At 72.2% G+C, this 25,913-nt stretch carries 22 protein-coding genes and 2 pseudogenes; 14 read left to right on the top strand and 10 right to left on the bottom strand.

The features are described from left to right. Nucleotide 1 precedes the first annotated feature (1 nt). Nucleotides 2-1,351 carry an NAD(P)/FAD-dependent oxidoreductase gene (locus ACFWHU_RS08170; RefSeq protein WP_387224377.1) on the bottom strand — a complete coding sequence of 450 codons (1,350 nt, stop codon included), beginning with the start codon at nt 1,349-1,351 and terminating at the stop codon, nt 2-4. Between the two features lie 204 nt (nt 1,352-1,555). Here ACFWHU_RS08170 and ACFWHU_RS08165 point away from each other — a divergent pair, with 204 nt between their 5' ends. Continuing rightward, complete coding sequence (locus ACFWHU_RS08165; protein ID WP_078077447.1) at nt 1,556-2,335, top strand: TSUP family transporter; 780 nt, start codon at nt 1,556-1,558, stop codon at nt 2,333-2,335. 27 nt (nt 2,336-2,362) lie between these two features. Here the strand turns inward: ACFWHU_RS08165 and ACFWHU_RS08160 are convergent, their stop codons facing one another. The 4 genes from ACFWHU_RS08160 to soxR all read right to left on the bottom strand — a co-directional run bounded on the left by ACFWHU_RS08160 (nt 2,363) and on the right by soxR (nt 5,118). After that, complete coding sequence (locus tag ACFWHU_RS08160; protein ID WP_385795056.1) at nt 2,363-2,980, bottom strand: class F sortase; 618 nt, start codon at nt 2,978-2,980, stop codon at nt 2,363-2,365. 141 nt (nt 2,981-3,121) lie between these two features. Beyond that, nucleotides 3,122-3,643 carry a hypothetical protein gene (locus ACFWHU_RS08155; RefSeq protein ID WP_385795054.1) on the bottom strand — a complete coding sequence of 174 codons (522 nt, stop codon included), beginning with the start codon at nt 3,641-3,643 and terminating at the stop codon, nt 3,122-3,124. 235 nt (nt 3,644-3,878) lie between these two features. Beyond that, nucleotides 3,879-4,643 carry an aminotransferase class IV gene (locus tag ACFWHU_RS08150; protein ID WP_387224376.1) on the bottom strand — a complete coding sequence of 255 codons (765 nt, stop codon included), beginning with the start codon at nt 4,641-4,643 and terminating at the stop codon, nt 3,879-3,881. A gap of 19 nt (nt 4,644-4,662) precedes the next feature. Then, nucleotides 4,663-5,118 (bottom strand): redox-sensitive transcriptional activator SoxR, encoded by a 456-nt coding sequence (gene soxR / locus ACFWHU_RS08145; protein ID WP_385795049.1) that lies wholly within the window; start codon nt 5,116-5,118, stop codon nt 4,663-4,665. A gap of 53 nt (nt 5,119-5,171) precedes the next feature. On the opposite strand from soxR, the gene ACFWHU_RS08140 reads away from it, so the two are divergent. Both ACFWHU_RS08140 and cutA read left to right on the top strand, forming a co-directional pair. Next, complete coding sequence (locus ACFWHU_RS08140) at nt 5,172-5,816, top strand: NADPH-dependent FMN reductase (protein WP_387224375.1); 645 nt, start codon at nt 5,172-5,174, stop codon at nt 5,814-5,816. Between the two features lie 129 nt (nt 5,817-5,945). Beyond that, nucleotides 5,946-6,284 (top strand): divalent-cation tolerance protein CutA, encoded by a 339-nt coding sequence (gene cutA, locus ACFWHU_RS08135; RefSeq protein ID WP_387224374.1) that lies wholly within the window; start codon nt 5,946-5,948, stop codon nt 6,282-6,284. Here cutA and ACFWHU_RS08130 read toward each other — a convergent pair. Then, nucleotides 6,281-7,156, bottom strand: a complete 876-nt coding sequence (locus tag ACFWHU_RS08130; RefSeq protein ID WP_387224373.1) for an HpcH/HpaI aldolase/citrate lyase family protein — start codon at nt 7,154-7,156, stop codon at nt 6,281-6,283. The two genes, cutA and ACFWHU_RS08130, sit on opposite strands and share 4 nt — an antisense overlap. 155 nt (nt 7,157-7,311) lie before the next feature. On the opposite strand from ACFWHU_RS08130, the gene ACFWHU_RS08125 reads away from it, so the two are divergent. Together ACFWHU_RS08125 and ACFWHU_RS08120 are read left to right on the top strand one after the other, a co-directional pair. After that, nucleotides 7,312-8,322, top strand: a complete 1,011-nt coding sequence (locus ACFWHU_RS08125; protein ID WP_387224372.1) for an MBL fold metallo-hydrolase — start codon at nt 7,312-7,314, stop codon at nt 8,320-8,322. After that, complete coding sequence (locus ACFWHU_RS08120) at nt 8,322-9,497, top strand: CaiB/BaiF CoA transferase family protein (RefSeq protein ID WP_385795036.1); 1,176 nt, start codon at nt 8,322-8,324, stop codon at nt 9,495-9,497. Before ACFWHU_RS08125 ends, ACFWHU_RS08120 begins: the two co-directional genes overlap by 1 nt. Nucleotides 9,498-9,569: 72 nt before the next feature. Here ACFWHU_RS08120 and ACFWHU_RS08115 read toward each other — a convergent pair whose 3' ends face one another. Both ACFWHU_RS08115 and ACFWHU_RS08110 read right to left on the bottom strand, forming a co-directional pair. Further along, on the bottom strand, nt 9,570-10,337 hold the full coding sequence (locus ACFWHU_RS08115; protein ID WP_387224371.1) for a GntR family transcriptional regulator: 768 nt from the start codon (nt 10,335-10,337) through the stop codon (nt 9,570-9,572). A 140-nt stretch (nt 10,338-10,477) separates the two neighbouring features. Continuing rightward, nucleotides 10,478-11,266 carry an alpha/beta fold hydrolase gene (locus ACFWHU_RS08110; RefSeq protein ID WP_387224370.1) on the bottom strand — a complete coding sequence of 263 codons (789 nt, stop codon included), beginning with the start codon at nt 11,264-11,266 and terminating at the stop codon, nt 10,478-10,480. Between the two features lie 86 nt (nt 11,267-11,352). On the opposite strand from ACFWHU_RS08110, the gene ACFWHU_RS08105 reads away from it, so the two are divergent. From ACFWHU_RS08105 to ACFWHU_RS08085, 5 genes are all read left to right on the top strand, one after another. Next, entirely contained in the window at nt 11,353-12,162 is an 810-nt protein-coding gene (locus ACFWHU_RS08105; RefSeq protein ID WP_385795029.1) for an ABC transporter ATP-binding protein, read from the top strand. Between the two features lie 150 nt (nt 12,163-12,312). Then, complete coding sequence (locus ACFWHU_RS08100) at nt 12,313-13,359, top strand: ABC transporter substrate-binding protein (RefSeq protein ID WP_387224369.1); 1,047 nt, start codon at nt 12,313-12,315, stop codon at nt 13,357-13,359. Between the two features lie 17 nt (nt 13,360-13,376). Further along, nucleotides 13,377-14,231 carry an ABC transporter permease gene (locus ACFWHU_RS08095; RefSeq protein ID WP_385795024.1) on the top strand — a complete coding sequence of 285 codons (855 nt, stop codon included), beginning with the start codon at nt 13,377-13,379 and terminating at the stop codon, nt 14,229-14,231. Next, nucleotides 14,228-15,079, top strand: coding sequence for an ABC transporter permease (locus ACFWHU_RS08090; protein WP_385795021.1), 852 nt, complete (start codon nt 14,228-14,230; stop codon nt 15,077-15,079). Before ACFWHU_RS08095 ends, ACFWHU_RS08090 begins: the two co-directional genes overlap by 4 nt. A 43-nt stretch (nt 15,080-15,122) precedes the next feature. Beyond that, complete coding sequence (locus ACFWHU_RS08085) at nt 15,123-16,886, top strand: CocE/NonD family hydrolase (RefSeq protein ID WP_387224368.1); 1,764 nt, start codon at nt 15,123-15,125, stop codon at nt 16,884-16,886. 18 nt (nt 16,887-16,904) lie between these two features. Here the strand turns inward: ACFWHU_RS08085 and ACFWHU_RS08080 are convergent, their stop codons facing one another. Together ACFWHU_RS08080 and ACFWHU_RS08075 are read right to left on the bottom strand one after the other, a co-directional pair. Continuing rightward, complete coding sequence (locus ACFWHU_RS08080; protein WP_387224367.1) at nt 16,905-19,013, bottom strand: molybdopterin oxidoreductase family protein; 2,109 nt, start codon at nt 19,011-19,013, stop codon at nt 16,905-16,907. Nucleotides 19,014-19,123: 110 nt separating this feature from the next. Beyond that, nucleotides 19,124-19,937, bottom strand: a pseudogene (locus tag ACFWHU_RS08075) (vancomycin high temperature exclusion protein). Nucleotides 19,938-20,123: 186 nt separating this feature from the next. Here ACFWHU_RS08075 and ACFWHU_RS08070 point away from each other — a divergent pair. The 4 genes and pseudogenes from ACFWHU_RS08070 to dnaG all read left to right on the top strand — a co-directional run. Further along, nucleotides 20,124-20,867 (top strand): annotated as a pseudogene (locus ACFWHU_RS08070) (sirohydrochlorin chelatase); the annotation flags it as partial. A gap of 29 nt (nt 20,868-20,896) precedes the next feature. Further along, a complete protein-coding gene (locus ACFWHU_RS08065) occupies nt 20,897-22,264 on the top strand; it encodes a deoxyguanosinetriphosphate triphosphohydrolase (RefSeq protein ID WP_387224366.1) in 1,368 nt (455 codons plus the stop codon). A 218-nt stretch (nt 22,265-22,482) separates the two neighbouring features. Then, a complete protein-coding gene (locus tag ACFWHU_RS08060) occupies nt 22,483-23,760 on the top strand; it encodes an NAD(P)/FAD-dependent oxidoreductase (RefSeq protein WP_387224365.1) in 1,278 nt (425 codons plus the stop codon). 116 nt (nt 23,761-23,876) lie between these two features. Further along, a complete protein-coding gene (gene dnaG / locus ACFWHU_RS08055; RefSeq protein ID WP_387224364.1) occupies nt 23,877-25,796 on the top strand; it encodes a DNA primase in 1,920 nt (639 codons plus the stop codon). Nucleotides 25,797-25,913: the final 117 nt, after the last annotated feature.

Here is a 25,913-nt window from a genome sequence, read left to right as displayed (position 1 = left end):
CTCAGGAGCCTCCGTCGGGAGTGAGCAGGTGGAGCAGCGGGGTGGTGGGCGGCAGCGGTTCGTCGTCCTCCCAGGTGCGGGCGAGCGCGCCGATCGTGGTCAGGTCGCCGAGGAGTACGCCGCCGACGAGACGGTCGCCCCGGACGACGACCTTGCGGTAGGCACCGCGGGTGGCGTCGGTCAGCTGGACGACGTCGTCGCCGGGCAGGGGTGTCGTCTCGCCGAACGCGGCGAGGTCGAGCGGGCCGGAGGGCCCGTCCGTGGGCGGGACTTGGGGGCCCTGGCCACCGAGGGCCGCGAGGGTGAGCCGGGTGAGTGCGCGGGTCCCGGTGTAGCGCGCGGCCCGGCCCGTTGTCCGGCCGGCGGTGAGCGACCGGGCCAGCGCGTCGGCCTGTTCGATGGCGGCCCCGGCGAGACCGTAGAGCCGGTCGCCGTGTTCCGCGCAGTCCCCGATCGCGTGGATGTACGGGTCCGACGTCCTCAGCTCGTCGTCCACGACGATGCCGCGCCGGACGTCGAGCCCGGCGGCGCGGGCGAGGCCGGTGCGGGGGCGTACGCCGCAGGCCAGGACGGTGAGTTCGGCGTCGAGCCGGAAGCCGTCGGCGAGTTCGACGGCTGCCAGCCGGCCGGGGCCGGCGTCGCTGCCGGGGTCGCCTTCGCTCTCGTCGAGCACGAGGCCCCTTACACGGCACTCCGTGTGGACCTCCACGCCCCACGACTCCAGATGGCGCCTGAGCAACAGCGAGCCCGAGCGGTCCAGTTGACGCTCCATCAGATACTCGCCCTGCTGCGCGAGCACCACCTGGGCGCCGCGCTCCGCGAGCGCGCGGGCGGCCGAGACCCCCAGGAGCCCGCCACCGATCACGACGGCGCGGGTTCCGGGCCGTACTTCCGCCGAGAGCGCCAGGCAGTCGTCCATGGTCCGGAAGGAGTGCACCCCGGCCGGCAGACCGTGCCGGTCCGCCTGCCGGAGCCCGCGCAACGCCGGCAGGACGGGGTTCGAACCGGTCGCGAGGACCAGCCGGTCGTACGGGACGACGCTCCCGTCGTCGCACCGCACCAGCCGGTCGGCGCGGTCGATCCGGACCGCCCTGACACCGCGCCGTACGGCGCCGGGCGCCGGTGGCAGGGAGATGACATCGGGGCCGTACCGCCCGGCGAGCACTTCGCCGAGCAGGACCCGGTTGTACGGGGCGTGCGTCTCCTCGCCGAGCAGGGTGACCGTCGTCGCGGGGGTGTCGGCGGGAGCGGTGCCGGAGGCGGCGTCGGCGGCGAGGCGCTGGGCCAGCCGTACGCCGGCCGTGCCCCCGCCGATCACCACGATCTCCGTCGCCCTGCCGTCAGCTGCCATGTCCGCAGACTGCGTGGCCGGTGTTACCCGGCGGCACCACCACTGTTTCCCGCTCGGAACGCTGCGCTCAGCGCGCTCCGGAACGGGGTGTGAGGCCGCGTCGAACCTGGTCGCGAGGTCCCGGGCACGGGCGTGCAGTGGCGTTCGCCACCTCGCCCCGAATCCGTGTCAGGGCCAACCACCTCGTCCCATAGGCTCCCGATCATGCCCGAGATATCGCTGACCATGATCGTCGTTCTCTGCCTCGCGGCAGCCGCCGCCGGGTGGATCGACGCCGTGGTGGGCGGGGGCGGACTGCTGCTCCTGCCCGCGCTGCTGCTCGGTCTGCCGAACGTCCCGGCGGCGCACATCCTCGGTACGAACAAGGCCGTGGCGATCGTCGGCACCACCGGCGCCGCCGTCACTTATGTGCGCAAGGCGCCGGTGGACGTGAAGAGCGCCGTACGGATCGGGCTGATGGCGCTGGCAGGGTCGATGGCCGGGGCGTTCTTCGCCGCCGGGATCAGCAGCGATGTCCTGCGCCCCGTGATCATGGTGGTCCTTCTCGGGGTCGCGGCCTTCGTGATGCTGCGGCCGGCCTTCGGCAGGGCTCAGGCGGGCGGGCCGGTCTCCCGGGGCCGCCATGTCACCGCGATCGTCCTGGTCGGCGGCGGGATCGGCTTCTACGACGGGCTGTTCGGTCCCGGCACCGGCACGTTCCTCGTACTGGCGCTGACCGCCGTACTGCACCTGGATCTGGTGACGGCGTCGGCCACCGCGAAGATCGTCAACGTCTGCACCAACGGCGGGGCGCTCGCGATGTTCGCCTACCAGGGCACCGTGTTGTGGCAACTGGCCGCGCTGATGGCGGTGTTCAACCTGGCGGGCGGGATGTTCGGCGCGCGGATGGCGCTCAGGAAGGGCAGCGAGTTCGTCCGCGGGGTGCTGCTCGTCGTGGTGTTCTCGCTGGTCGCGAAGCTGGCCTTCGACCAGTGGACGGCCTGACCACCACCGCCGGCCCGCCCCGGTGGACTACCGGACGCCGATGAGGTGCGCGTACGTCACCACGTTGCCCTGGTAGCCGGTCTTCTCGGAGAATCCGCCGCCGCAGGTGATGACCCGCAGTTCGGCCCGGTCCTTCTTCCCGTAGACCTTCTGGTCGGGGAAGCTGTCGTTGTCGTAGACCTCGACGGCGTCGACCGTGAACACGGCGGTCCGCCCGTCCTGGCGGGTGACCTCGATCCGCTGCCCCTTCTTCAGGGTGCCCAGGCTGTAGAAGACGGCCGGACCGCGCGCGTTGTCCACATGTCCCGCGATGATCGCCGTGCCCTTGGCTCCCGGGGTGGTGCCGTCCTCGTACCAGCCCGCGACATCGCCTTTCCCGGCCGGCGGGACGTCGAGGCTGCCGTCCTTCGCCAGCCCCAGCCGGGTGACGGGCGCGTCGACGCCGATCTCGGGTATCCGCAGCCGTAGGGGCGGGGAGGCGGGCATCGGGTCGGCGGCGGCGTCCGTGTGAAAGCCGGGCCCGGCGGCGAACGCCTGGGCGGCCGACGGGATCGGCGGGGTGACGGTCCGCGAGCCGTTCTGCACGAGCCACAGACCGACGCACGCGGCGCCGGCCACCAGCAAGGCCTTGCCCTTGGTGGTCATCGGTCGGCCGGCGCGGTCATGGGTCCTCCGGAAGTTGTTCCCCCGCCCCCGGCAGCGATGAGCGTGACGGGGGCGGGGGCCACGGCGGTACGGGGGCGGTGGAGGCCGCCAGGGCCGGTCCGAAGGACGGGCCCCGCCCCGTCAGCTGTCCTGCGCGCCGCTCGCCCGGCGGCGCAGGAGCCGGGTCCCGCCGACGGCGGCAGCGGCCAGAACGACCGCCCCCGCCGCGATCCGGGTGGTGTCGGGGCCGACGCTGCCGCCGACCCCCGTCCGTACATGGCCTGACGGCTGATGCTCGCGGTGGTGCTCGACCGTCAGGTCGCCGCGGGCCTCCCGGCCGTTCTGGCAGCGTACGAAGATGGCGTAGGTACCCGCCCGGGTGTTCTCGGGCACCCGGAACCGGCCCACGACGAAGTCCTTGTCGTCACCGGGCCGCAGACGGAACTCGCCCGCGCCCAGTGAACTCGCGTCGCCCCTGCCGTGCCCGTCCTTGCCGCAGGCGGTGGTGTTGACCGTGACGCTCTCGCCGGGCTCGGAGGTCGACGGGAACAGCTCCAGCCCACCCCGGTCGCCGGCGAACGCGGCGGTGGGGGCCGCGAGGGACAACCCGAGCGAGGCGGCCGCCAGCGCGGTACCGGTCAGCAGGCGGGCGGTGGTGCGCATGGGTTCCTCCGTGGCGGCGCGGTTCTCGTCTCTTCCGAGATAAGGCGCAGCACGGCGCGCACGCCTGCTGATGGAGGATCAGATTGGTCGGTTCACTACGGCGTGTCCCACTTGCCAGTTGATATTCCCGCAGGTCAGCTGTGTGTGATCGGGTGGGAGACATGCCAGGTGACCCGTCGTGCCGAACGGGTGAGCCCCGGCGGAGGCGCTCCGCCCGGCAGAGGTTTCGGACGGCTCAGACGACGTCCCACCCCACCGCTTCGTACGCCGCGGCCACCGTCCCCATCAGCTCCGCGTCGACCGTGAACGCCACCTCGTCGATCCGGTCCACGGGCGCGATGCCCTGCGAGTTGGTGATGAAGGCCGACCTGTACGAGGGCAGATCGGCCAGTGTCACCGGTCGCCGTACGGAAGGCAGCCGCGGCTCCAGCAGCGCCATGGTGATCCCCAGCAGCGAGGGCGCCTGTGGCCAGACCACGTGCGTGCCGTCCCAGAAGGCGATGTTGGTGATGGCTCCCTCCGTCACCAGCCCGCCGGGCGCGGTCAGCAGCGCCTCGTCGAACCCGGCGCGCTCGGCCCGCAGCAGGTAGTACGTCTGCGCGAAGCCGCCCAGGTGCTTGATGTGCGGGACCTCGCGGGCGAACGGCACCGACATCAGGCCGTGCGGCCGGCCGTCCTTGGTCGTCGGCGGCCTGACGGTGATCATCACCCGCGCCTCCTTGTCGCCGTCCGGCCAGTGCACATGGACGCGGGCCGACGCGTCGGACACCTCACGCAGCGCGTGCCGCAGCAGTTCCCGTACGCGCTCCCCGGCCAGGCCCGCGCCGAACAGCTCACGGGTCGCCGAGTCGAGCCTGGCGAGATGCAGATCCAGTCCGCGCACCCGGCCAGCCCTGACCTGCATGGCGGTGAAGTGGCCGTAGCCGCTGAGCGCCGGGACCCGGAGCGTGGTCTCCGTGGCGGGCTCTCCGTTGACCTCGATAGCCTCAGTAGGTGCCATGGGCCCACGGTAGGACCGGTCAGTCCTCGATCAGCCTGCGGGGTCCGGGGCCGTGCGCGGCCAGTTCGTCGCCGGGGTTGGACAGGACGCAGCGGTCCAGCGAGAGACAGCCGCAGCCGATGCAGTCGGCGAGGTTGTCGCGCAGCCGCTGGAGGGTGCGGATCCTGATGTTCAGGTCGTTGTGCCAGCACTCGGAGATCCGGGCCCAGTCCTCCCTGGTGGGCGTACGGTCCTCCGGCAGCAGCCCCAGCACGTCGCGGATCAGCGCGAGCGGGATGCCGAGGCGCTGCGAGGTGCGGATGAAGGCGACACGCCGGAGCGTGTCACGGGTGTAGCGCCGCTGGTTGCCCGTGGTGCGGCGGCTGGTGATCAGCCCCTCGCGCTCGTAGAAGCGCAGGGCGGAGGGGGCGACACCACTGCGTTCGGCCAGCTCGCCGACCGTGGCTTCCTTGGCGTTCCAGGCGAGTTGCGTCATACGGCCCACAGTAGCTTGACCTGAACCATGGTTTAAGTATCACGCTCGTACCCATGAACACCACCACGCACGATTCAGCCACCGAAACGAGCCGGCGGTCCGCTCGGACTCCGGCTCCCCAGGCGCCCCTCAAACTGGCCGTCATCATGGCCAGCAACCGTGAGGGACGGTTCGGCCCCGTCGTATCCGACTGGTTCGTCTCCCGCGCCGCCGGGCGCACCGATTTCACCGTCGACCTCATCGACCTCGCCGACACCGATCTGCCGACGGCGCTCTCCTTCAGCCCGCCCGTCTCGGTCCGGGGCCAGCTCGGCAAGGTCACCCACCGGCTGGCCGACGCCGACGCGTTCGTGATCGTCACCCCCGAGTACAACCACTCCTACCCCGCGTCCCTCAAGGCCCTGATCGACTGGCACTTCGACGAGTGGCGGGCCAAGCCCATCGGGTTCGTCTCCTACGGCGGCATCTCCGGCGGCCTGCGCGCCGTCGAGCATCTGCGCCAGGTCTTCGCCGAACTGCACGCCGTCGCCGTACGCGACACGGTCTCCTTCCACAACGCCGGCGCGCTCTTCGACGACCAGGGCCGGCACCGGGACCCGTCCGGCGCCGCCACCGCCGCCACGGCGATGCTCGACCAGATCGCCTGGTGGGGCCTGGCCCTGCGGGACGCCAAATCCGCTCGCGCCTACGCCGGTTGACCGAGCCGGGCCATGGCCGGGCCATATCGTGGAGCGGGGCGCCCATGACGGACTCCTGGTGTCCGGGGGTGCCTGTGCCCGCCGCCACGCCCCGCAGTTCGCGGCGGCCAGAGAGAAGGAGTGACGCGGATGACCGGTCCGGAGTTTCTGACCGTACTGACCACCACCGACAGCGCCGCGAAGGCGGAGGCCCTGGCCCGGGGCGCGGTGGAGGCGCGGCTCGCCGCGTGCGCGCAGATCTCGGCGCCGGTCACGTCCGTCTACCACTGGCGGGGCGCGATCGAGACGACGGAGGAGTGGCAGGTGCTCCTCAAGACGACCGCCGCCTGCTACGACGCGCTGGAGGCGCATCTGACGGCGGCGCACGACTACGACACGCCGGAGATCCTCGCGTTCCCGGTGGTACGGGGCAGCGCGCCGTACCTGGCCTGGCTGGCGGACGAGACGGCGCCCGGCGACATCGCCTAAGCCGTCCGGTCCGTCCGGTCCGCGCGTCCCGTGAGTTCGCGGGCACGGCGGACCGTCGCCGCGTCGACCATCGCGCCCCCGCTGTCGCGGAACGCGCCGCTGCCCGCGTCCAGCCGGTGCTCGAACAGGTCCAACAGGGCGTGCGCGTCGGCCAGTTCGCCGGGGGCGACGCCGAACACCTCGTTGGCGACGGCGACCTGGACCGGGTGGATACAGGCACGCCCCTGGAAACCGAGCCCGCGCAGCCGCAGGCTCGACACCCGGAACGCCTCGGGATCCGAGGTGTGCACCGACACGGGTGCCACGGCCGAGACGAGACCGCGCGCGGCCGTGTGCGCGACCGTCAGGCCGCGAGCCCAGTCGAGCAGCTGGTCCCCGGGGACGGGGTCCGGGGCCATCCGCAGATCCGCCCGCAGGTCGACCTCGCCGAGCTGGAGATGGCGTACTCCGGGGCGGCCCGCGGTGTCACCGAGCGAGAGCACCCCGGTGGCGCTCTCGATCAGCAGCCCGAGCGCGACCTCAGGGGCGGCGGCCACCAGCGCGACCAGCGCGTCCAGATCTGTCCCGGCCGTCGCCTTCGGCATCCACAGCCCGTCGACACGGCCCGTCGCCAGCAGCGCTCGGGCGTCGTCCCGGCCACGGGCGCCCTCGTTGATCCGTACCCACAGCTCTGGGCCCCCGGTGGTGCGCTCCTCGGCGAAAGCGACGGCGGCGGCACGCGCCCCGTCCTTCCTCGACGGCGCGACGGCGTCCTCCAGATCGAGGATCAGCGCGTCCGCCCCCGAGCGCGGCGCGGCGCGCAGAAAGCGGGGCTGGTCGGCGGGTACATACAGATGGGAGCGGGGCGGCTGACCGGGTACGGACGCTGACATGAGCACTCCTTACACATCATGAATCAGATGATGCATTTTCCATGATGGTGATGTAGTTTGCGACTCACCATACTTCAAGACCGGGTGTCACGTACGGAAGTGGGCGTGGTCCCCGGACCCGTGACCCGGACTCGTAACTACGGGAGGACCGCGGCGTGTTCGAAGCCGACAGCGTGACGATTACCGTGCTGGTCGAGAACCAGGTGGACATGCTGCTGCCCGACCAGGCCAGCCCCACCGGCGGCCACGGGGGCGAGGGCGTGGACGACCACTGCGTCTCCCGGTACGGCCTGATCGAGCACTTCGATCCCAAGCGCGTGCCGCCCCAGGCCGAGAACGGCATCAGCTTCCTGGTCGAGGCGGTACGCGGACGCCACAGCGTGCGCGTCCTGTTCGACGTCGGCCTCACCGGCACCGTCCTCGAACACAACATGCGGGTGCTCGGCGTCGACCCCGCGTCCATCGACCATGTCGTCATCAGCCACGGCCACCCGGATCATTTCGGTGGAATCCACCGCTTCCTCGACCTCGCCGGGCGCCGTATCCCCGTCGCCACCCACGCCGACGCGGAACTCCCGCGCTACGCCGTGATGGGCGACGGCCGCACCTCCTCCGTCTACAACGCCGCGTTCCGGTTCGGCGAGGTCGAGAGGTCCGGCGGCGTACCCGTACTGACCCAGGACTCCCTCGACCTCGGCTGCGGCGTGCACACCACCGGGGTGATCCCCAGGAAGATCGCCTTCGAGGCGGGCGCCGCACCGGCGTTCAAGCCCGGCGACCCCGGCCTCTACCAGGTCTCGCCGGAGGGAAAGCTCCGCCGCGACGAGGTCATGGACGAGATGGGGCTCGTGATCGACGTACGCGGTGAAGGGCTCGTCGTCCTCACCGGCTGCGCGCACGCCGGCGTCGTCAACACGATCGAGCAGGCGCGCGTGGTGTGCGGACCCAAGCCCGTGCGCGCCGTCATGGGCGGTTTCCACCTCGGCTTCCCCACCACCCCGGCGGAGAACGTCGAGCTGACCGCCGCCGCGTTCGCCGAACTGGAGGTCGCGACCGTCATGCCGATGCACTGCTCCGGACTGCGCACCCACACCCGGCTGTCCACCGACATGTCCGCCAACTACGTGCAGCCCGCGGTCGGCACCGTGCTGCGCTTCGGCCGCTGATGACCGGCGACCTGCGGGGCATCCGGGTGATCGCGGTCGAACAGGCCGTCGCCGCACCCCTGTGCACCCGCCATCTGGCCGACCTCGGAGCCGAGGTCGTCAAGATCGAGCGGCCCGGCGGCGGCGACTTCGCCCGCGGCTACGACGAGAGCGTGCACGGTCTGGCCAGCCACTTCGTCTGGCTCAACCGGGGCAAGCGCAGCGTCGTACTCGACCTGAAGACCGAGCCGGGGCGCCGGGCGCTGCGCCAACTGCTCGCCGGGGCCGACGTCCTGGTCTGCAATCTGGCGCCCGGCGCCCTGAACCGGATCATCACCGACGAGGCCCTGGCGGAACTCAACCCGCGCCTGGTGCGCTGCTACCTCTCCGGCTACGGCCCGAGCGGCCCGTACGCCGACCGCAAGGCGTACGACGCGCTGGTGCAGGGCGAGGCCGGCACGATCTCCGCCACGGGCACGCCCGAGACCCCGGCCAAACCCGGCGTCTCCCTCGCGGACCTGGCAGGTGGCTCGTACGCGCTCAGCGCCGTCACCTCGGCCCTGTACGCACGCGAACGGACCGGCCTCGGGCAGCGGATCGACGTCGCGCTGTTCGACGTGCTGCTGGAGTGGATGAGCCCGCTGCTGCTCGCCGAACTGCACTCCGGTTCCGCGCCCGCGCCGGCCGGACTGCGGCACGCCAGCATCGCCCCGTACGGGCCGTACACGACGGCCGACGGGCAGGACGTGCTGATCGCCGTGCAGAACGAGGGGCAGTGGCAGCGGCTCTGCCGCACCGTGCTCGACGACTCCGCGCTGCTCGACGACCCGGACTTCAGCTCGAACAGCGCGCGCGTACGGCACCGTGAACGCACCGAACGGGCGGTGCAGGCACGGCTGATCGCCCTGTCCACCGCCGAGGTCACCGCCCGCCTCGAAGCGGCGGACGTGCCGCACGCGCGGCTGAACCAGATCGCCGACGTACTGGCCCATCCGCAGGCGGAGGCCACCGGACGCTGGTCGGAGGCGACGCTGCCGGACGGGCGGGCGGTCCGGGTGGTCACATCGCCGCTGCACCGCGCGCCCGAGCCGCCGGGCGGCCGGAGGGTGCCCGGACTGGGGGAGCACACCGCGGAGGTACTGGCCGAACTCGGGCTGTCCGAGGCGGACATGGCGGAGCGGGAGCCCGCGGGATAGGACCTGTCCGTCCTTCGATCGCCGCTTGCGCCGTCCGGGCCGGCCCGGACGGCGCAAGCAGCCCTGCCGGTCTCAGTCGTTGTCGACGTCGAACGGGTCGGCCACCGGCCGGCCCGTCAAGTGCTTGCCCAGTGCCAGGAAGCTGCGCGAGAGGTGCCACTCCGTGGCCTTCGCCAGCGCGTCGCCGTCGCCGAGGCGGGCGGCGGCCAGCATGGAACGGTGTTCGTTGGAGGTCTCGTCGGCGCGGTCGTGGAGTACCTGGAGCACGTCCCACGGGAACTTCTGCCAGAGCTGGTCGATCTCCGCCGACAGCCCCTCGTTGCCGCACTTGGCGTAGAAGAGGAAGTGGAACTGGTAGTTGGCCGCGTTCAGCCGCGCCCTGTCCCCCTCCTCCGCCGCCTGCTCCATGTCGGTGACCAGCCGCTCGGCCAGGTCGATGTCCAGCGGCGAGAGCCGCCGGGCGGCGCGCTGCATGGCGTACGGCTCCACGAGACGCCGAAGCAGGTAGACGGTCTTGACCTGCTCGTAGTCGGCGTCCGCGACCCTGACACCCTTGTGCGGCTCGCCGACCAGCACACCCTCGGCCTCCAGCAGGCGCAGCGCCTCGCGGACCGGCGTGATGCTGGTGTCGAACATCGCGGCGAGCACGTCCTGCTGGATACGGCTGCCACGGGGCAGCTCGCCCTCGCTGATCATCCGCCGCAGCTCGGTCGCGATGCGATCCCGCTTGGTCGGCGCCTTGGCGGACGACTTGGCCGGTTTCGGCACGGTTTTGGCGACGCCCTTGGGTACGACGCCGTCAGTCGTGGTGGTCTTGGTTCGTCGGGACTGCGGCGGCATGTCGTGGTCCTTCTGTCGTGGGCGCTCGGGGAGCGGTGGGGGGAGCGGGCGGCGGGCCTGACGAGTGTCGCATCGAACGGAACGAACGGTGTGGCGTGGGCAATTGAGGACGGACCGGCGGACCGGCGGGCGGGCGGACATCAGTCGGCGGGTGCGGTGCGCAGCCCGTCGTGGAACGCGGCGAGCGCGGTGGCGAAGGCTTCGGGTTCGTCCAGATAGGCGACATGGCCCGCGCCCGGCACGACGGCGCTGCTGCCCCCGAGCCGTTCGGCGAGTGCGTCGGCCGCCGCGGCGGGGACCCGGTGGTCCCGCGCGCCGCGCAACACCTGACAGGGCAGGCCGAGCGGGCCCGGCCGCGCGTGCGCGGTCCAGCCGAGTGTGGCGCGCAGTGAGTCGAGCAGGACCTCGGGCCGGGTGCCCGCCATCGCGCGGCGCAGCAGGTCACGGTGGCCGGGGTCGGCGGACAGGAGCGTGCTGTCCACATAGTTCCGGGCGAAGAGGGCCGCGCCGTCGCGCTTGAGCGCGGCCCGGGTGTCGGCGGGGCGGCGGGCCGCCTCGGCGCCACCGGCCGGGGGGAATCCGACCAGCGTCAGCGAACGCACCCGGTCCGGGTGCCGCTGCGCCAGGGCGAGCGCGACGAGCGCGCCGAGCCCGGAGCCGACCACGTCCACGGGCCCGGCCACGTCCACCTCTTCGGACCCGCTCGCGTCTTCGGACCCCCTCGCGGTACCGCTCGCGTACGCGGACACGGCCGTGCCCACCGCCCCGTCCACGGTGAACGGCTCGGTGGCGCGGGCCCCGTGGCCCGGCAGGTCGAGCGCCTTCAAGTGCCGCCCGTCCGCGCCGAGATGGCGCAGCGCGGGCCCCCAGGTCGCGGCGTCGCCGCCCCAGGTGTGCAGCAGGAGAAGAGGGTTCGCCCTCGTGGTCATAGGCACCTCATACCAAGATGATGCATTTTCCAGTTTCTGAAGTATAGCTATTGCATGTCAGGCATCCTAGTCCCAGAATCCCCGGTATGACCACGATCAAAGCGGTGCGCCAAGCCGCACCGGCCGACGGCGACGACGCCGGTGCCACGGTCAGGCTGGACGGCCTGACCATGCGATTCGGCGAGCGCACGGTTTCCCAGGACATCAATCTGACCATCGGCGCCGGCGAGGTGCTCTCCATCGTCGGCCCGTCCGGCTGCGGCAAGACGACCCTGCTACGGGCGGTCGCCGGTCTCATCCCGCCGGCCGAGGGCGCCGTCAGCATCGACGGCCGCGTGGTGGACGGCACCCCGGACGGCGTGGCCATGGTCTTCCAGCACTTCGGCCTCTTCCCCTGGAAGACGGTCGAGTCGAACGTCGCCTACGCGCTGCGCGTGCGGGGGACGGGAAAGAAGGAAGCGCTCGACCGGGCGCGGGAGTTGATCACCCTCGTCGGCCTCACCGGCTTCGAGAAGTCGTACCCCCATCAACTGTCCGGCGGAATGCAGCAGCGCACCGGCCTGGCCAGGGCACTGGCCGTACGCCCCCGGCTGCTCCTCATGGACGAGCCCTTCGGCGCGCTGGACGCCCAGACGCGCGAAGTGCTCCAGTTCGAACTGCTGCGCATCTGGCAGGACCACCCCGTGACGATGCTCTTCGTCACCCACTCGATCGACGAGGCCGTTCTCTTCGGGAACCGGATCGCCGTGCTCAACGGCCGACCCAGCGGCGTCGCCGAGCTGATCGACGTAACGCTTCCGCGCCACCGGGACCGTTCCGTGACGGCGATGCCGGAGTTCCTGGCGATCCGCGAGCGCGTCTGGTCCCTGATCATGAACGCCGAATCCGGCCGCTGACCGGCGCCGTCGCGCCGAGCCCGGTCCTGACCTGACTCCTCCGGTCCTGTCCGGCCCGGACGTATCCGACGTGTCCGACGCGTCCGCCACGCCACACCCACCCTCAGCCCTGCCGTGCACCCTGGCGCGGAAGAAGAAGGAGCAGTTCTCATGAAGTTTCCGCGACGCAGGTCCGCCCTGGTCGGTGCGGCCACCGTCCTCGCTCTCGTAGGTGCCCTCGCCGGCTGCGGCGACGGCGGCTCCGACACGGCGGCGGGTTCCGCCCCGGGCGGCGGCAAGATGACCATCGGCGTGCCGGGCATCCCGCCCATCTTCCTCAACACCGTGATGTACGTGGGTGAGAAGCAGGGCTTCTTCAAGGACCGCGGCCTCGACGTCACCCTGCGCCCGCTGACGACCGGCGCCGACGTCGGCCGCGCGGTGCAGAGCGGTGAGATCCAGGGCGGCATCATCGGCACCCCGGGCGCCGTCGCCCTGCGGGCCACCGGTGGCTCGGTCGTCTCCGTGATGGGCTTCCCCAAGCCCACCTATCTGCTGGCCAGCACCGACCCCGGCATCACGGACTGCGAGGCGGTCAAGGGCAAGACGGTGGCGGTGGACGCGGTGGGCGCGCCCAAGGCCCTCGCCCTGGCGGGCATGCTCAAGAGCTGCGGCCTCGGCAAGAACGACGTCAGCACGATCAACGTCGGCGGTCCGCCCACGGTCGACGCGCTGGTGGCCGGACAGGTCAAGGTCGCCGTACTGCACCCGGACGAACTCGCCACCGTGCAACAGAAGATCAAGTCCGGCACCGAGGCCCACGAGATCATGACGCTGGCCGGGGTCGACCCGCTGGAGCACTACACGGTCCTCGTCGCGCCCAAGAGCGCGCTGGCCGGCGCGGCCCGCGAGCAGTGGGTCGACGTGGTCGCCGCGGTACGCGAGTCCATCGCGTACATGAACGACCCGGCCAACCTCAAGGAGGTCGCGGCCATCGCCGCCGGGGTCACGAAGGCGCCGGAGAGCGTCACCGAGGCCGCTATGCCGAAGTTCCTCTCCCTCGGCGTCTGGCCCGAGTCGGGCGACGGCCTGGACCGCAACGCCATCGAGCACACCATCGAGGGCGCCGTCGCGGCGGGCAACGTGCCCAAGCAGAAGGCGCCGACGTACGACGACATGGTCGACCCGTCCGTGTTCGCCGACGCGACGGGCAAGTGATGGGTACACCCCCGGCCATGTCCCCGGCCAAATCCCCGCACCCCGTGGCGCCACCCGACACAGCCGTGCCCCCGGCCGGGACGGCGCCCCCGGCCGGCCCGCCGCGCGGCCGCCGCGTCGTCCGACGGCTGACACCGCTCGGCATCTCGGCCGCCGGACTGCTCGTCGGACTCGGGCTCTGGCAGTGGGCGGGCCTGCGGGACCCGGTCCTGTTCGCCACACCCGGCCGCTCGCTCTCGGCCCTGGGCACCCTCACCGAGGACGGCACCCTGCCCAGCGCGCTGCTCTCGTCGGGCCGTCTGCTCGTCGTCGGACTCGCCCTCGCGATCGTCGCCGGGGTCGGATTCGGCCTGCTGCTCTCCCGGGCCCGGCTGCTGCGCAGCAGCACCGACTGGCTGCTGTTCGCCCTCCAGTCCGTTCCGATCGTCGCCCTGGCCCCGCTGATCCTCTCGGCGTTCGGCTTCGGGCTGCCGGCCAAGACGCTGGTGGTCTTCCTGACCGCGGTGTTCCCCATCGCCGTCAACACCGCCGAAGGAGCACACCGGGTGCCGACCACCCTGCTGGAAGTCGCGCGCACGTTCCGCAGCAGCGAGTGGCGGATCTGGAAGGACGTCCTGCTGCCGCACACAGTGCCGTACGCCATGACCGGCGTACGGCAGGGCATCGCGATGGCCTTCGTCGGCACCCTCGCCGCCGAGTTCTTCCTCAACGCCAGCGGCGTGGGCGGGCTGTTGCTCGCCGCGAGCACCCAGTTCGACTCGGCCACCGTGCTCGGGCTGACCCTGCTGGTGTCCGTGCTGGCCGTCGCCCTGATGGGCTGCGGCCGGGCCGTCGAGGGCTACTTCGCGCGGTGGCGGGAGGTGCGGTCATGACACAGCGGACCATGACAACGAAGGCGCAGGCCGCGGCCCCGCCCGCCCGGAAGCGGCCCCGGCGCCGTGGTCCGGGCACCGACCGGCCCGTCGGCCGACGCGCCGACATCATCGGGAAACTGACCGTCGCCGCCCTCGTCCTGGCCGTCTGGGAGCTCTCCGTACGGCTCTGGCTGCCCGACTATCTGCCCACCCCCTCCGGCGTCGCCGGGGCCGCCTGGCCGACCCTGACCTCCTCCGAGTTCTCCACGGCGCTGGGCGAGACCCTGGGCGGAGTGGTGCTCGGCCTGCTCATCGGCTGCGTCGCGGGCACCGGACTCGGTCTCGCCGTAGGACGGGTGGCGTGGCTGCGCCATCTGACGTCCCCGTACGTCAGCGGTCTGTACGCCATGCCGATGCTCGCGATCGTCCCCATGGCGACGATCTGGCTGGGCTACTCCGGCGAGACCCGGCTGGCCGTCATCGCGCTCTCGGCGTTCCTGCCCTGCGTGGTCAGCACGGGCGACGGCGCCCGCAACGTACCGCTCCAGCTCTCCGAACTCGCCCAGATGCTGCGGCTCTCCCGCCCCCGGGTGGTGGTCGACGTACTGCTGCCGGCCACCCTCCCGTTCGTCGTCGCGGGTGTTCAGGTCGCCGTGGGCCGGGCGCTGGTCGGCGCGGTGGCGGTGGAGTTCCTCGCCAGCCTGCCGGGACTCGGCACGTTCATCCTCACCAACGCCCGCTCGTTCGACCAGGACGCCGCGTTCGTCGCCGTCCTCGTGCTGGCCGTGCTCGGCATCGCCGCACGCACCGGGACCGAGGCGGCGCTTCGCCGGCTCGCGCCCTGGCACCTTCACGTCAACCGCTGACCACACCAAGAGCCGCGAAAGCGCGGTGAGCAAGGAGCGAGAAATGCCCGACGCCGGTGACGTACGGCCGTTGCGGACCGAGGTCGTCCGCGGCATGCGGATCGAATGGGACGTGCCCGTCGAGATGGACGACGGAGTCGTCCTGCGCGCGGACGTGTTCCGCCCGGTGACCGACGGACCGGTACCGGTGATCATGACGTACGGCCCGTACGCGAAGGGCCTGCCCTTCGAGCGCGGTTACCCCAGCGCCTGGAAGGCCATGGCGCGGGACCACCCCGACACCGTGACCGGCACCTCGAACACGTACCAGAACTGGGAAGTCGTCGACCCGGAGAAGTGGGTGCCGGACGGCTACGCGTGCGTGCGCGTCGACTCGCGGGGGACCGGCCGTTCACCGGGCCGCGTCGACCCGTTCTCACCGCGCGAGACCCGCGACTTCCACGATTGCGTCGAATGGGCGGGCACCCGCGACTGGAGCAACGGCCGGGTCGGCCTCAACGGCATCTCCTACTACGCGATGAACCAGTGGCAGGTCGCCTCGCTGCGGCCCCCGCACCTCGCCGCGATCTGCCCGTGGGAGGGCGCCTCGGACTTCTACCGGGACGGCTCGTACCAGGGCGGCATCCGCTCCACGTTCTGGGACAACTGGTACGACATGCAGGTCAAGACCGTGCAGTACGGCGTCGGCGAGACCGGTGGCCGTGACCCGAACACGGGGCAGCTCATCTGCGGCGACGACCTCCTCGACGCGGCCGAACTCGCCGCCAACCGCACCGATCTGGGCGCCGACATCGCCGCGCACCCCTTCTACGACAGTTACCACCGGGAGCGGTCGGCCGACTGGGACGCCATCGACGTCCCCGTACTCAGCTGCGGCAACTGGGGCGGACAGGGCCTGCATCTGCGGGGCAACGTCGAGGGATTCGTCCGGGCGGCGTCCGGCGCCAAGTGGCTGGAGATGCACGGCCACGCGCACTGGCCGCTGTTCTACACCGATTACGGCGTCGACCTCCAGAAGAGATTCTTCGACCGCTACCTCAAGGACGAGCCGAACGGCTGGGAGGACCGCCCGGCGTTGCAGTTGCAGGTCCGGCACGTCGACGCGACCTTCACGGAGCGCGGCGAGGACGCCTGGCCGCTGCCGTCCACCCGGTGGACGAAACTCCATCTGGACGCCGCCGGCTCGTCCCTCGCCGAAGGGGCACCGGCCGACGCCGCGCCGGCGGAGTTCGCCGCGCTCGGCGACGGCGTGGAGTTCAGCACCCCGCCGCTCACCGAGGAGACCGAGATCACCGGCCCGCTCGCGGCCCGGCTGTACGTCTCCAGCAGCACCACCGACGCCGACCTGTTCCTCGTCGTACGGGTCTACTCACCCACCGGCGACGAAGTCGTCTTCCAGGGCGCGCTCGACCCGCACACGCCCGTCGCGCAGGGCTGGCTGCGGGCGTCCCGCCGCCGGCTCGACCCCGAACTGTCCACCGCCCACCGCCCCTACCACCTGCACGAGCGCGCCGAGCCGCTGGAGCCGGGGGAGGTGTACGCGCTCGACATCGAGATCCTGCCGACCTGTCTGGTCGTCCCGGCCGGGTACCGGATCGCGCTCCAGGTGCGGGGCAAGGACTACGTCTACCCGGGGCCCAGCGCCCGGCTGTCCAACCTGAAGAACGACCTCACCGGCTGCGGGCCGTTCCTGCACAACGACGACCGTGACCGGGTGGCGGGGACGTACGACGGGCACACCACGGTCCACACGGGCGGGGACCACGCGTCGTATCTGCTGCTGCCGGTGATTCCGGGGGCTGAATGAGCCCGTCCGGCCACAGCACTAGTCACTCGCGGGTTCCGCAGGCTGCACGGGCTCCGCAGGCTCCACGCGCACCGCGCACACCTTGAACTCCGGCATCCTCGACGTCGGATCGAGCGCCGGGTTCGTCAGGTTGTTCGCCCGGCCCTCGCCCGGCCAGTGGAACGGCATGAAGACCGTGTCCGCGCGGATCGCCGTCGTGATCCGCGCGGGGGCGACCGCCCGGCCCCGCCGTGAGACCACGGCGAGCCGGTCGCCCTCGGCCACCCCGAGCCGCTCCGCGAGCCGCGGGTGCAGCTCCACGAAGGGACCCGGCGCGGCGGCGTTCAACTCGTCGACGCGCCGGGTCTGCGCACCGGACTGGTACTGCGAGACGACCCGCCCCGTCGTGAGCAGCACCGGATACTCCGCGTCCGTCTCCTCGGCGGCCGGCCGGTGGACGACGGGCACGAAGCGGGCCCGCCCGTCCTCGGTGGCGAACCGGTCGAGGAACAGCCGGGGCGTGCCGGGGTGACTCTCCCCGGGGCACGGCCAGAACACCCCGTCCTCCGCCGCGATCCGCCGGTAGGTGATCCCCGAGTAGTCGGCCGGGCCGCCCTCCGACGCCCGCCGCAGCTCCTCGAAGACCTCCTCGGGATCCGCCGGGAACCCCTTCTCGTGACCGAGCAGCTCCGCGAGCCCGTGCAGCACGTGAAGATCACTCCGTACGCCCGCCGGCGGGCTCAGCGCCCTGCGCCGCAGCAGAACCCGCCCCTCCAGACTCGTCGTCGTCCCGGTCTCCTCCGCCCACTGCGCCACCGGCAGCACGACGTCCGCGAGCGCCGCCGTCTCCGAGAGCACCACGTCCGCCACGGCCAGGAAGTCCAGTGATCGCAGCCGCCCCTCGATGTGCGCGGCGCGCGGCGCCGAGACGACCGGGTTCGACCCCATCAGCAGCAACGCCTTCACATCGCCGCCGAGTGCGTCGAGCAGTTCGTACGCGCTGCGCCCCGGACCCGGCAGCTCGTCGGGATCCACGCCCCACACCCGCGCCACATGCTCCCGCGCGGCCGGGTCGGTCAGATTCCGGTAGCCGGGCAACTGGTCGGCCTTCTGGCCGTGTTCACGCCCGCCCTGACCGTTGCCCTGGCCGGTGAGACACCCGTAGCCGGACAGCGGCCGGCCCGCGCGCCCGGTCGCGAGGCAGAAGTTGATCCAGGCGCCCACGGTGTCGGTGCCCTTGGACTGCTGCTCGGGCCCGCGCGCCGTGAGCACCATGCCCGTCGGCGCTTCGCAGAACATCCGGACGGCCTCGCGGAGTTGGGGCACCGGGACCCCGGTGACCCGTTCGACGTGCTCCGGCCAGTGCGCCATCGCCGCCGCCCTGGCCTCCGGCCAGCCGGTCGTGCGCTCCCGTACGAACGCCTCGTCCGTCCGGCCCTGCGCCACCACCAGGTGCAAGAGGCCCAGCGCCAGGGCGAGATCGGTACCGGGCCGGGGCGCCAGATGGAGGTCCGCCTGCTCGGCGGTCCTGGTCCTGCGCGGGTCCACGACGATCAACGTGCCGCCGTTCTCGCGCAGTTCGGTCAGATAGCGCAGCGCGGGCGGCATGGTCTCGGCGAGATTGGAACCGACGAGGATCACGCACCCCGTACGGGGTATGTCGGCGAGCGGGAACGGCAGCCCCCGGTCGAGCCCGAACGCCCGCTGATGCGCCGCCGCCGCCGACGACATGCAGAACCGCCCGTTGTAGTCGATCTGCGAGGTCCCGAGCACGACGCGGGCGAACTTGCCGAGCGTGTACGCCTTCTCGTTGGTCAGCCCGCCCCCGCCGAAGACACCCACCGCGTCCGGGCCGTGGTCCGCCCGTGTCCGCGCGAGCCCGGCGGCGACAGCGGCCAGCGCCTCGTCCCAGCCGGCCGGTTCGAGCGCGCCGCCCGCCGACCGCCGCACGAGCGGTTCGGTGAGCCGCACCCGCGAGGACAGCACGGCGGGCGCCGTACGGCCCTTGCCGCAGAGCGCGCCCCGGTTGACGGGGAAGTCGGGGCGCTCGACGACCTCGACACCCGGGTCGTCCGCCGTGGGCCGCAGGCTCATCCCGCACTGGAGCGCGCAGTACGGGCAGTGGGTCGGGACGGCGGCATCGGTCATGGCGCCAGCGTGCGACGCGGGTGTTACGGCCCCGGCCGTACGCGGTTACGCCTCCGACACGCGCACCTCCCGCGCGGCCGACCGGCACTGTGAGGCCTCCCGGTGGCCGGTCACGGTCCGCCGCTCGCCAGCGCCTCCGTCACACCCGTCTCCCGTGGACCCAGGAAGTGCGGATCGGGCCGCGTCACCGTGTCGAGCGCCGCCTTTCCCGCCGCCGCCAGCTCCCGGACCCCGCCGTAGTACCAGGTCACGTCGCGCCGTTCGGCGACGCCGACGCCGTAGGAGTCGATGCCCGCCGCCCGGCAGAGCGCGACCGCGCGCCGTACGTGGAAGCCCTGCGTCACGAGCACCGCCCGTTCGACGCCGAAGATCTTCTTGGCCCGGACGCAGGAGTCCCAGGTGTCGAAGCCGGCGTAGTCGCTGACGATCCGGCCGTCCGGCACCCCACGCGCCGTCAGATACGTCCGCATGGCGTCCGGTTCGTCGTACTCCTCGCGGCTGTTGTCCCCCGGTGACGAGGACGACCTTCACCTTTCCGCCCTCGTACAGTTCGGCGGCGGCGTCGAGGCGGTGCGCCAGATACGGCGTCGGCGCGCCGTCGCGCAGACCGGCCCCGAACACGACGGCGACATCCCGCGCGGGCACGTCGGCGACGGAACGGATGCGGGCGTCGGCGGTCGTGTGCATCCACGTGGCGGGCGTCAGCGCCAGCACGCACCCGACCATGACGGCCTGCGCGCCGCGCCGTTGTCCCTGCCGCGTCCTCGGCAGCCGTACGGAGGGCGGCCTCAGCTCGCGCAGCCTCAGCTCGCGCAGCCGCACCTCGCGCAGCCGCGCCGGCAACCGCGACCGCAGCCGCTCCCGTGCCTCGCGCAATCGCGTCAACGGCGTCAACCGCGGCCGCGCCTTCCGCAGCCGTGGCATCTTCGGCATGAACATGAGCCCCCGTCGTCCGGCCTTCCATCCGTACGTGCGTCCCGTACGTACTCCGTACGACGTTCGGCGCCGCCGAAGAGTTCGCGGCGGGCGGGTCCCGCCTGTGAGCACCCCGAAAACCTCCGCGACACACACCGCAACCACCCGGCAACGTCCGCCCCGCAGGATCGGCCCATGGACGAGCCGCCCGCCTTCGCCCCCGCCTTCGCCCCCACTCTTGTCGTCGTCGCCCACGGCAGTCGTGATCCACGCGCCCTGCGCACCATCAGGGCCCTGCTGCGGCGGGTCGAGGAGTACCGCCCCGGACTCACCGTCCGGCTCGGGCACATCGAGATCGAGAAACCGTCCCTCGCCGACACACTCACCTCCTTGGGAGGCGGCCGGGCCGTACTCGTACCGCTGCTGCTCGGACCCGGCCACCACGTCACGCACGACCTGCCGCGCCTCGCGGCCACCACCCCCCGGCTGCGCACCACGATCGCCGCGCCGCTCGGCCCGCACCCCCTGCTGGTCGAGACGCTGTACGCCCGCCTCGTGGAGGCCGGCTGGCGCGACGAGCCGCACCGCGCGCACGACACCGGTGTCGTCCTCGCCGCCGCCGGATCACGCGACCCCCGGTCGGCCGCGGCCACCCGGCGCACGGCCGCGCTCCTCGGCGCACGGCTCGGGGGGGTGCCGGTCGTCCCCGCGTACGCGTCGGCCGCGGCGCCCACCGTCCCCGACGCCGTCCGGGAGCTGACCGCACGCGGCCGGAGCCGTATCGCCCTGGCGTCGTACTTCACCGCCCCCGGCCACTTCGCCACCCGCTCGGCCGCCCACGCGCCCTGGATCGCCGCCGCCCCACTCGGCGACCACCCGGACCTGGCCCGTCTCCTCCTGCTCCGCTACGACGAGGCGCGGTCGCACCTGGAGCCCGCCCCGGCCACCGAGCCGGTTACCTTCGTCGCATGGAAGGCATCACCGCACCTCACGACGGCAGCCCCTACGACGAGGCGGACACCCGGCGCTTCTCGGCCGAGCCCGACAAGCGCCCCGGCCGCACCGCCTTTCAGCGCGACCGCGCACGCGTCCTGCACTCCTCAGCCCTGCGCCGTCTCGCCGGCAAGACCCAGGTCGTGACACCCGGCTCGCAGAGCCAGGAGTGGGACGCCAGCCCGCGCACCCGGCTGACCCACTCCCTGGAGTGCGCCCAGGTCGGCCGCGAACTCGGCGCCGCGCTCGGCTGCGACCCGGACCTCGTGGAGACGGCGTGCCTCTCGCACGACATGGGCCACCCGCCGTTCGGCCACAACGGCGAACAGGTGCTGAACGACTTCGCCAAGGACTGCGGCGGCTTCGAGGGCAACGCCCAGTCGCTGCGGCTGCTCACCCGCATCGAACCCAAGCGCTTCGTCCGCGCCGACTCGGTGACCCCCGAGGTCACCACGCCACGGGCCGAGGCGGCGGTCGAGGCCGAGGCGGCGGCCGGCGGCGGTGCCCGCCTCGTCAGCGTCGGCCTCAACCTCACCCGCGCCGTCCTGGACGCCGCGACGAAGTACCCCTGGCCGCAGGGCGCCCACCCCACCGACCCGGACTCGGTGAAGTTCGGTGTGTACGAGGACGACCTGCCGGTCTTCGAATGGGCCAGGCGCGGCGCCCCGCCGAACCGCACCTGCTTCGAGGCCCAGGTCATGGACTGGGCCGACGACGTCGCGTACTCCGTCCACGACTTCGAGGACGGCCTGCACGCCGGCCACGTCGACCCGGGCGCGCTGCTCTCCGCAACCGAACGCGACGAGATCTGGACGGTCGCGATCGGCCGCTACGTACCGCACGACACCGACCCGGACCAACTCGCCGCCGCCCTCGACCGTCTCATGGCCCAGGAGTGGTGGCCGCACGGCTACGACGGGACGGCCGTCGCACAGGCCAGGCTCAAGGACGCCACCAGCCAGCTCATCGGCCGGTTCTGTCTCGCGGCCGAGGGCGCGACCCGGGCGGAGTACGGCACCGGCCGGCTCACCCGGTACGGCGCCTCGCTGGTCGTCCCGCGCGAGGCACGCGACGAGTGCGCCGTACTCAAGGCCGTCGCCCACCGCTATGTGATGCAGCGCGCCGACCAGGAATCCCTCCGCGCGGACCAGCGGATCGTCCTGGCCGAACTCGCCTGGACGCTGACCGCCCGCGCGCCCGAGGGGCTGGACCCGCAGTTCCGCGCGCTCTTCGAGACGGCGTCCGACGACCGCGCACGCAAGCGCGTGATCGTCGACCAGATCGCCTCCCTCACCGATGCCGCGGCGCGTTCGCTCCACACGGCACTCACGGGACGCACCTGATCACGGTGGTTCACCACCCGGCCGCCCCGCGCCCCGCATCCCGCACCCGTCATATTCAGCCAACGGCCGAAGCGGCCGAGCCGCCCCGCCATGGGGTGACGCGTGTAGCAAGGTAGCCACATCAAGCCGGAACCATGCCCGTGGAGCCTCCCCTCTTTCGCCATCACGCTCCGTGCGGGACGCTCACAGATGGCGGCAGCGTAAAGAGGAGGCATCAAGTGGTCGACGCACATCGGACATTCGTCATCGTCGGTGGTGGGCTGGCCGGGGCGAAGGCCGCGGAAACCCTCCGTTCCGACGGATTCACCGGCCGAGTGATCGTCATCGGGGACGAAGGAGACCACCCCTACGAACGCCCCCCGCTGTCCAAGGGCTTCCTCCTTGGCAAGGAGGAACGCGACAGCGTCTTCGTCCACGAGCCCGCCTGGTACGCCCGGCATCATGTGGAACTCCACCTCGGCCAGACGGTCACCGAGATCGATCGCGACACCCGATGCGTCCACCTCGGCGACGGCACCTCCGTGCGCTACGACAAACTGCTCCTGACCACCGGCTCCGAACCGCGCCGCCTCGACATCCCCGGCACCGATCTCGCCGGCGTCCACCATCTGCGCAGGCTCGCCCACGCCGACCGGCTGCGCCACGTCCTCACCGCCCTCGGACGCGACAACGGCCACATCGTCATCGCCGGCGGCGGCTGGATCGGCCTGGAGGTCGCCGCGGCCGCCCGCGGGTACGGCGCCGAGGTCACCGTCGTCGAGCCGCACCCGACGCCTCTCTACCAGGTCATCGGCCCGGAGCTGGGACAGCTCTTCACCGAGCTGCACGGCGAGCACGGCGTACGGTTCCACTTCGGCGCCCGGCTCACCGAGATCGTCGGCCAGGACGGCATGGTGCTCTCCGTCCGTACGGACGACGGTGAGGAGCACCTGGCGCACGACGTGCTCGCCGCGATCGGCGCCGCGCCGCGCACCGGTCTCGCCGAGGCGGCCGGACTCGACCTCGTGGGGCGCGAGGACGGCGGCGGCATCGCCGTCGACCTGGCGCTGCGCACCTCCGACCCGGACATCTACGCGGCGGGCGACGTGGCCTCCGTCCCCTTCTCGCTGCCCGGCACCGAGCTGTCGGCGGACAGGCTGCGCGTCGAGCACTGGGCCAACGCCCTCAACGGCGGCCCCGCCGCCGCCCGCTCGATGCTCGGCCAGGACGTGACGTACGACCGGCTCCCGTACTTCTTCTCCGACCAGTACGACCTGGGTCTGGAGTACTCGGGCTGGGCGCCGCCCGGCAGCTACGACCAGGTGGTGGTGCGCGGCGACGCCGGAAAACGGGAGTTCATCGCCTACTGGCTCAAGGACCGCAGGGTGCTCGCCGGGATGAACGTCAACGTGTGGGACGTCACCGGCGACATCCAGCGGCTCATCCGCTCCGGCGCCCGGCAGGATCTCGACGCGCTCGCCGACCCGACGGTGCCGCTGGACACGCTCGGCACCTGACCGGCCGCGCGCCGACCCGCGCGCCGACCCGCGCGCCGGCCCGTGTGGCCGGTCCGCCGGGCCGGTCCGTGGACCGGGCGTAAGGGACTGTCGGTACGTCCCCGTAGAATTCTCGCGTGGCAGGCAGGATCAACGATGATGACGTGAAGGTGGTTCGGGACGCGGTCCCGATCGACACCGTCGTGTCCGAGTACCTGCAACTGCGCCCGGCCGGCGGCGGAAACCTGAAGGGGCTCTGCCCCTTCCACGACGAGAAGTCCCCGTCCTTCCAGGTCAGTCCGAGCAAGGGTCTCTTCCACTGCTTCGGCTGCCAGGAGGGCGGGGACACCATCGCCTTCGTGATGAAGATCGACCATCTCTCCTTCTCCGAGACGGTCGAACGCCTCGCCGGTAAGGCGGGCATCACGCTGCGGTACGAGGAAGGCGGCTACAACCCCTCCCACCAGCGGGGCGAGCGCATCCGGCTGGTGGAGGCGCACAAGGCCGCGGCCGAGTTCTATGTGGAGCGGCTCGGCAGTGAAGAGGCCGAGATCGGCCGGAAGTTCCTGGCCGAGAGGGGCTTCGACCAGGCGGCGGCCGAGCACTTCGGGGTGGGTTACAGCCCGGCGGGCTGGGACCATCTGACCCGCTTCCTGCGCGGGAAGGGCTTCACCGACAAGGAACTGCTGCTCGCCGGACTCTCCCAGGACGGCCGCCGGGGTCCGATCGACCGGTTCCGGGGCCGGCTGATGTGGCCCATCCGGGACATCTCGGGCGAAGTCGTCGGCTTCGGCGCCCGCAAGCTGCGCGACGACGACAACGGGCCGAAGTATCTGAACACCCCCGACACCGCGATCTACAAGAAGTCGCAGGTGCTCTACGGGGTGGACCTGGCGAAGAAGGACATCGCCAAGGCCAGCCGCGCGGTGGTGGTCGAGGGCTACACGGACGTGATGGCCTGCCATCTGGCGGGTATCACCACCGCCATCGCCACCTGCGGCACGGCATTCGGCACCGACCACATCAAGATCCTGCGCCGGCTGCTGATGGACAACGGCAGCGCGCGGGTGATCTTCACCTTCGACGGGGACGCGGCGGGCCAGAAAGCCGCGCTGCGCGCCTTCGAGGACGACCAGAAGTTCGCCGCCGAGACGTACATCGCGATCGCGCCCGACGGCATGGACCCGTGCGAGCTGCGGCTAAGCAAGGGCGACGCGGCGGTCCAGGACCTGGTGGAACCGCGCACGCCGCTCTTCGAGTTCGCGATCCGCCAGATCGTGTCCCGGTACGACCTGGAGACCCCGGCGGGTCGTGCGTCCGCGCTGGACGAGGCGGGCCCCATCGTCGCCCGGATCAAGAACGGCGCGTCGCAGCACGAGGTCGCCGTCCAGCTCGCCGGCATCCTCGGCATCCTGGACACCCAGTTCGTGGTCAAGCGTGTGGCCCAGATGGCCCGTTGGGCCCGTGACCGGGGCGGACGCGGACCCGCGGGCCCGGCGGACGGCCGCGGGGGCCGGCCGAACGGCCCGCAGGGCTCGTACGACTCCGCTTCCCCCGCCCTCTCCGGCCCCGCGCTCAACCTCCGCAGCCCCGCCCACCGCACCGAGCGCGAGCTGCTGAAGCTCGCCCTCCAGCGCCCGGAGCTGGTCTCCCCGGCCTTCGACGCGTACGGAGTGGACGAGTTCACCGCCCCGCCGTACGCCGCGGTCCGCCGCGCCGTCGAGGACGCGGGCGGCGCCGAGCAGGGCATCGTCTCGGCGCCCGAATATCTGGCCGGGGTCCGTGAGGCCGCGCCGAACGACGCGGTGCGCGCGCTGGTCACGGAGCTGGCGGTGGAGGTGTTCCACGGCAAGACGATCGACGAGGCGTACGCGGGGGAGCAGTTGGTACGGGTGCGGCTGCGGGCCGTCGACATCCGCATCCACGACGTGACGAGCACCCTGGCCCGCCTCGGCACGGGCGACGACGCCGAACGGCACCAGGCCGTGCAGAACGAGCTGTGGGTGCTCCAGCAGTACCGCCAGTCACTGCGCAACAGCGGCGCGGCGGCGCTCTAGCGTCCGCGAAACCGGCCCTTCCGGCGATCGAGGACGAACCGCCCACCGGGTGGACCCGGCTCCGTACCCCCGCCGCCTCTCCCGCCCCACCGGTCCCAACTCCCGCTGTTTTAAACA

Origin of the sequence: Streptomyces sp. NPDC060366 (genome assembly GCF_042725135.1) — a bacterium.
In the GTDB taxonomy this organism is placed as follows: domain Bacteria; phylum Actinomycetota; class Actinomycetes; order Streptomycetales; family Streptomycetaceae; genus Streptomyces.
The sequence above is the reverse complement of the archived record's forward strand: the minus strand, read 5'-3'. Positions and strand labels throughout refer to the sequence as shown.

Excerpts from the sequence above, each read along its gene's own strand:
- ACFWHU_RS08150 (WP_387224376.1), bottom strand. The coding sequence starts at position 4,643 with ATGGCACCTACTGAGGCTATCGAGGTCAACGGAGAGCCCGCCACGGAG.
- ACFWHU_RS08080 (WP_387224367.1), bottom strand. The coding sequence starts at position 19,013 with ATGACCGATGCCGCCGTCCCGACCCACTGCCCGTACTGCGCGCTCCAG.
- ACFWHU_RS08110 (WP_387224370.1), bottom strand. The coding sequence starts at position 11,266 with ATGACCACGAGGGCGAACCCTCTTCTCCTGCTGCACACCTGGGGCGGC.
- ACFWHU_RS08140 (WP_387224375.1), top strand. The coding sequence starts at position 5,172 with ATGAACACCACCACGCACGATTCAGCCACCGAAACGAGCCGGCGGTCC.
- soxR (WP_385795049.1), bottom strand. The coding sequence starts at position 5,118 with ATGACGCAACTCGCCTGGAACGCCAAGGAAGCCACGGTCGGCGAGCTG.
- cutA (WP_387224374.1), top strand. The coding sequence starts at position 5,946 with ATGACCGGTCCGGAGTTTCTGACCGTACTGACCACCACCGACAGCGCC.
- ACFWHU_RS08105 (WP_385795029.1), top strand. The coding sequence starts at position 11,353 with ATGACCACGATCAAAGCGGTGCGCCAAGCCGCACCGGCCGACGGCGAC.
- ACFWHU_RS08115 (WP_387224371.1), bottom strand. The coding sequence starts at position 10,337 with ATGCCGCCGCAGTCCCGACGAACCAAGACCACCACGACTGACGGCGTC.
- ACFWHU_RS08160 (WP_385795056.1), bottom strand. The coding sequence starts at position 2,980 with ATGACCACCAAGGGCAAGGCCTTGCTGGTGGCCGGCGCCGCGTGCGTC.
- ACFWHU_RS08120 (WP_385795036.1), top strand. The coding sequence starts at position 8,322 with ATGACCGGCGACCTGCGGGGCATCCGGGTGATCGCGGTCGAACAGGCC.
- ACFWHU_RS08095 (WP_385795024.1), top strand. The coding sequence starts at position 13,377 with ATGTCCCCGGCCAAATCCCCGCACCCCGTGGCGCCACCCGACACAGCC.
- ACFWHU_RS08170 (WP_387224377.1), bottom strand. The coding sequence starts at position 1,351 with ATGGCAGCTGACGGCAGGGCGACGGAGATCGTGGTGATCGGCGGGGGC.
- ACFWHU_RS08090 (WP_385795021.1), top strand. The coding sequence starts at position 14,228 with ATGACACAGCGGACCATGACAACGAAGGCGCAGGCCGCGGCCCCGCCC.
- ACFWHU_RS08130 (WP_387224373.1), bottom strand. The coding sequence starts at position 7,156 with ATGTCAGCGTCCGTACCCGGTCAGCCGCCCCGCTCCCATCTGTATGTA.
- ACFWHU_RS08155 (WP_385795054.1), bottom strand. The coding sequence starts at position 3,643 with ATGCGCACCACCGCCCGCCTGCTGACCGGTACCGCGCTGGCGGCCGCC.
- ACFWHU_RS08165 (WP_078077447.1), top strand. The coding sequence starts at position 1,556 with ATGCCCGAGATATCGCTGACCATGATCGTCGTTCTCTGCCTCGCGGCA.
- ACFWHU_RS08085 (WP_387224368.1), top strand. The coding sequence starts at position 15,123 with ATGCCCGACGCCGGTGACGTACGGCCGTTGCGGACCGAGGTCGTCCGC.
- ACFWHU_RS08065 (WP_387224366.1), top strand. The coding sequence starts at position 20,897 with ATGGAAGGCATCACCGCACCTCACGACGGCAGCCCCTACGACGAGGCG.
- ACFWHU_RS08100 (WP_387224369.1), top strand. The coding sequence starts at position 12,313 with ATGAAGTTTCCGCGACGCAGGTCCGCCCTGGTCGGTGCGGCCACCGTC.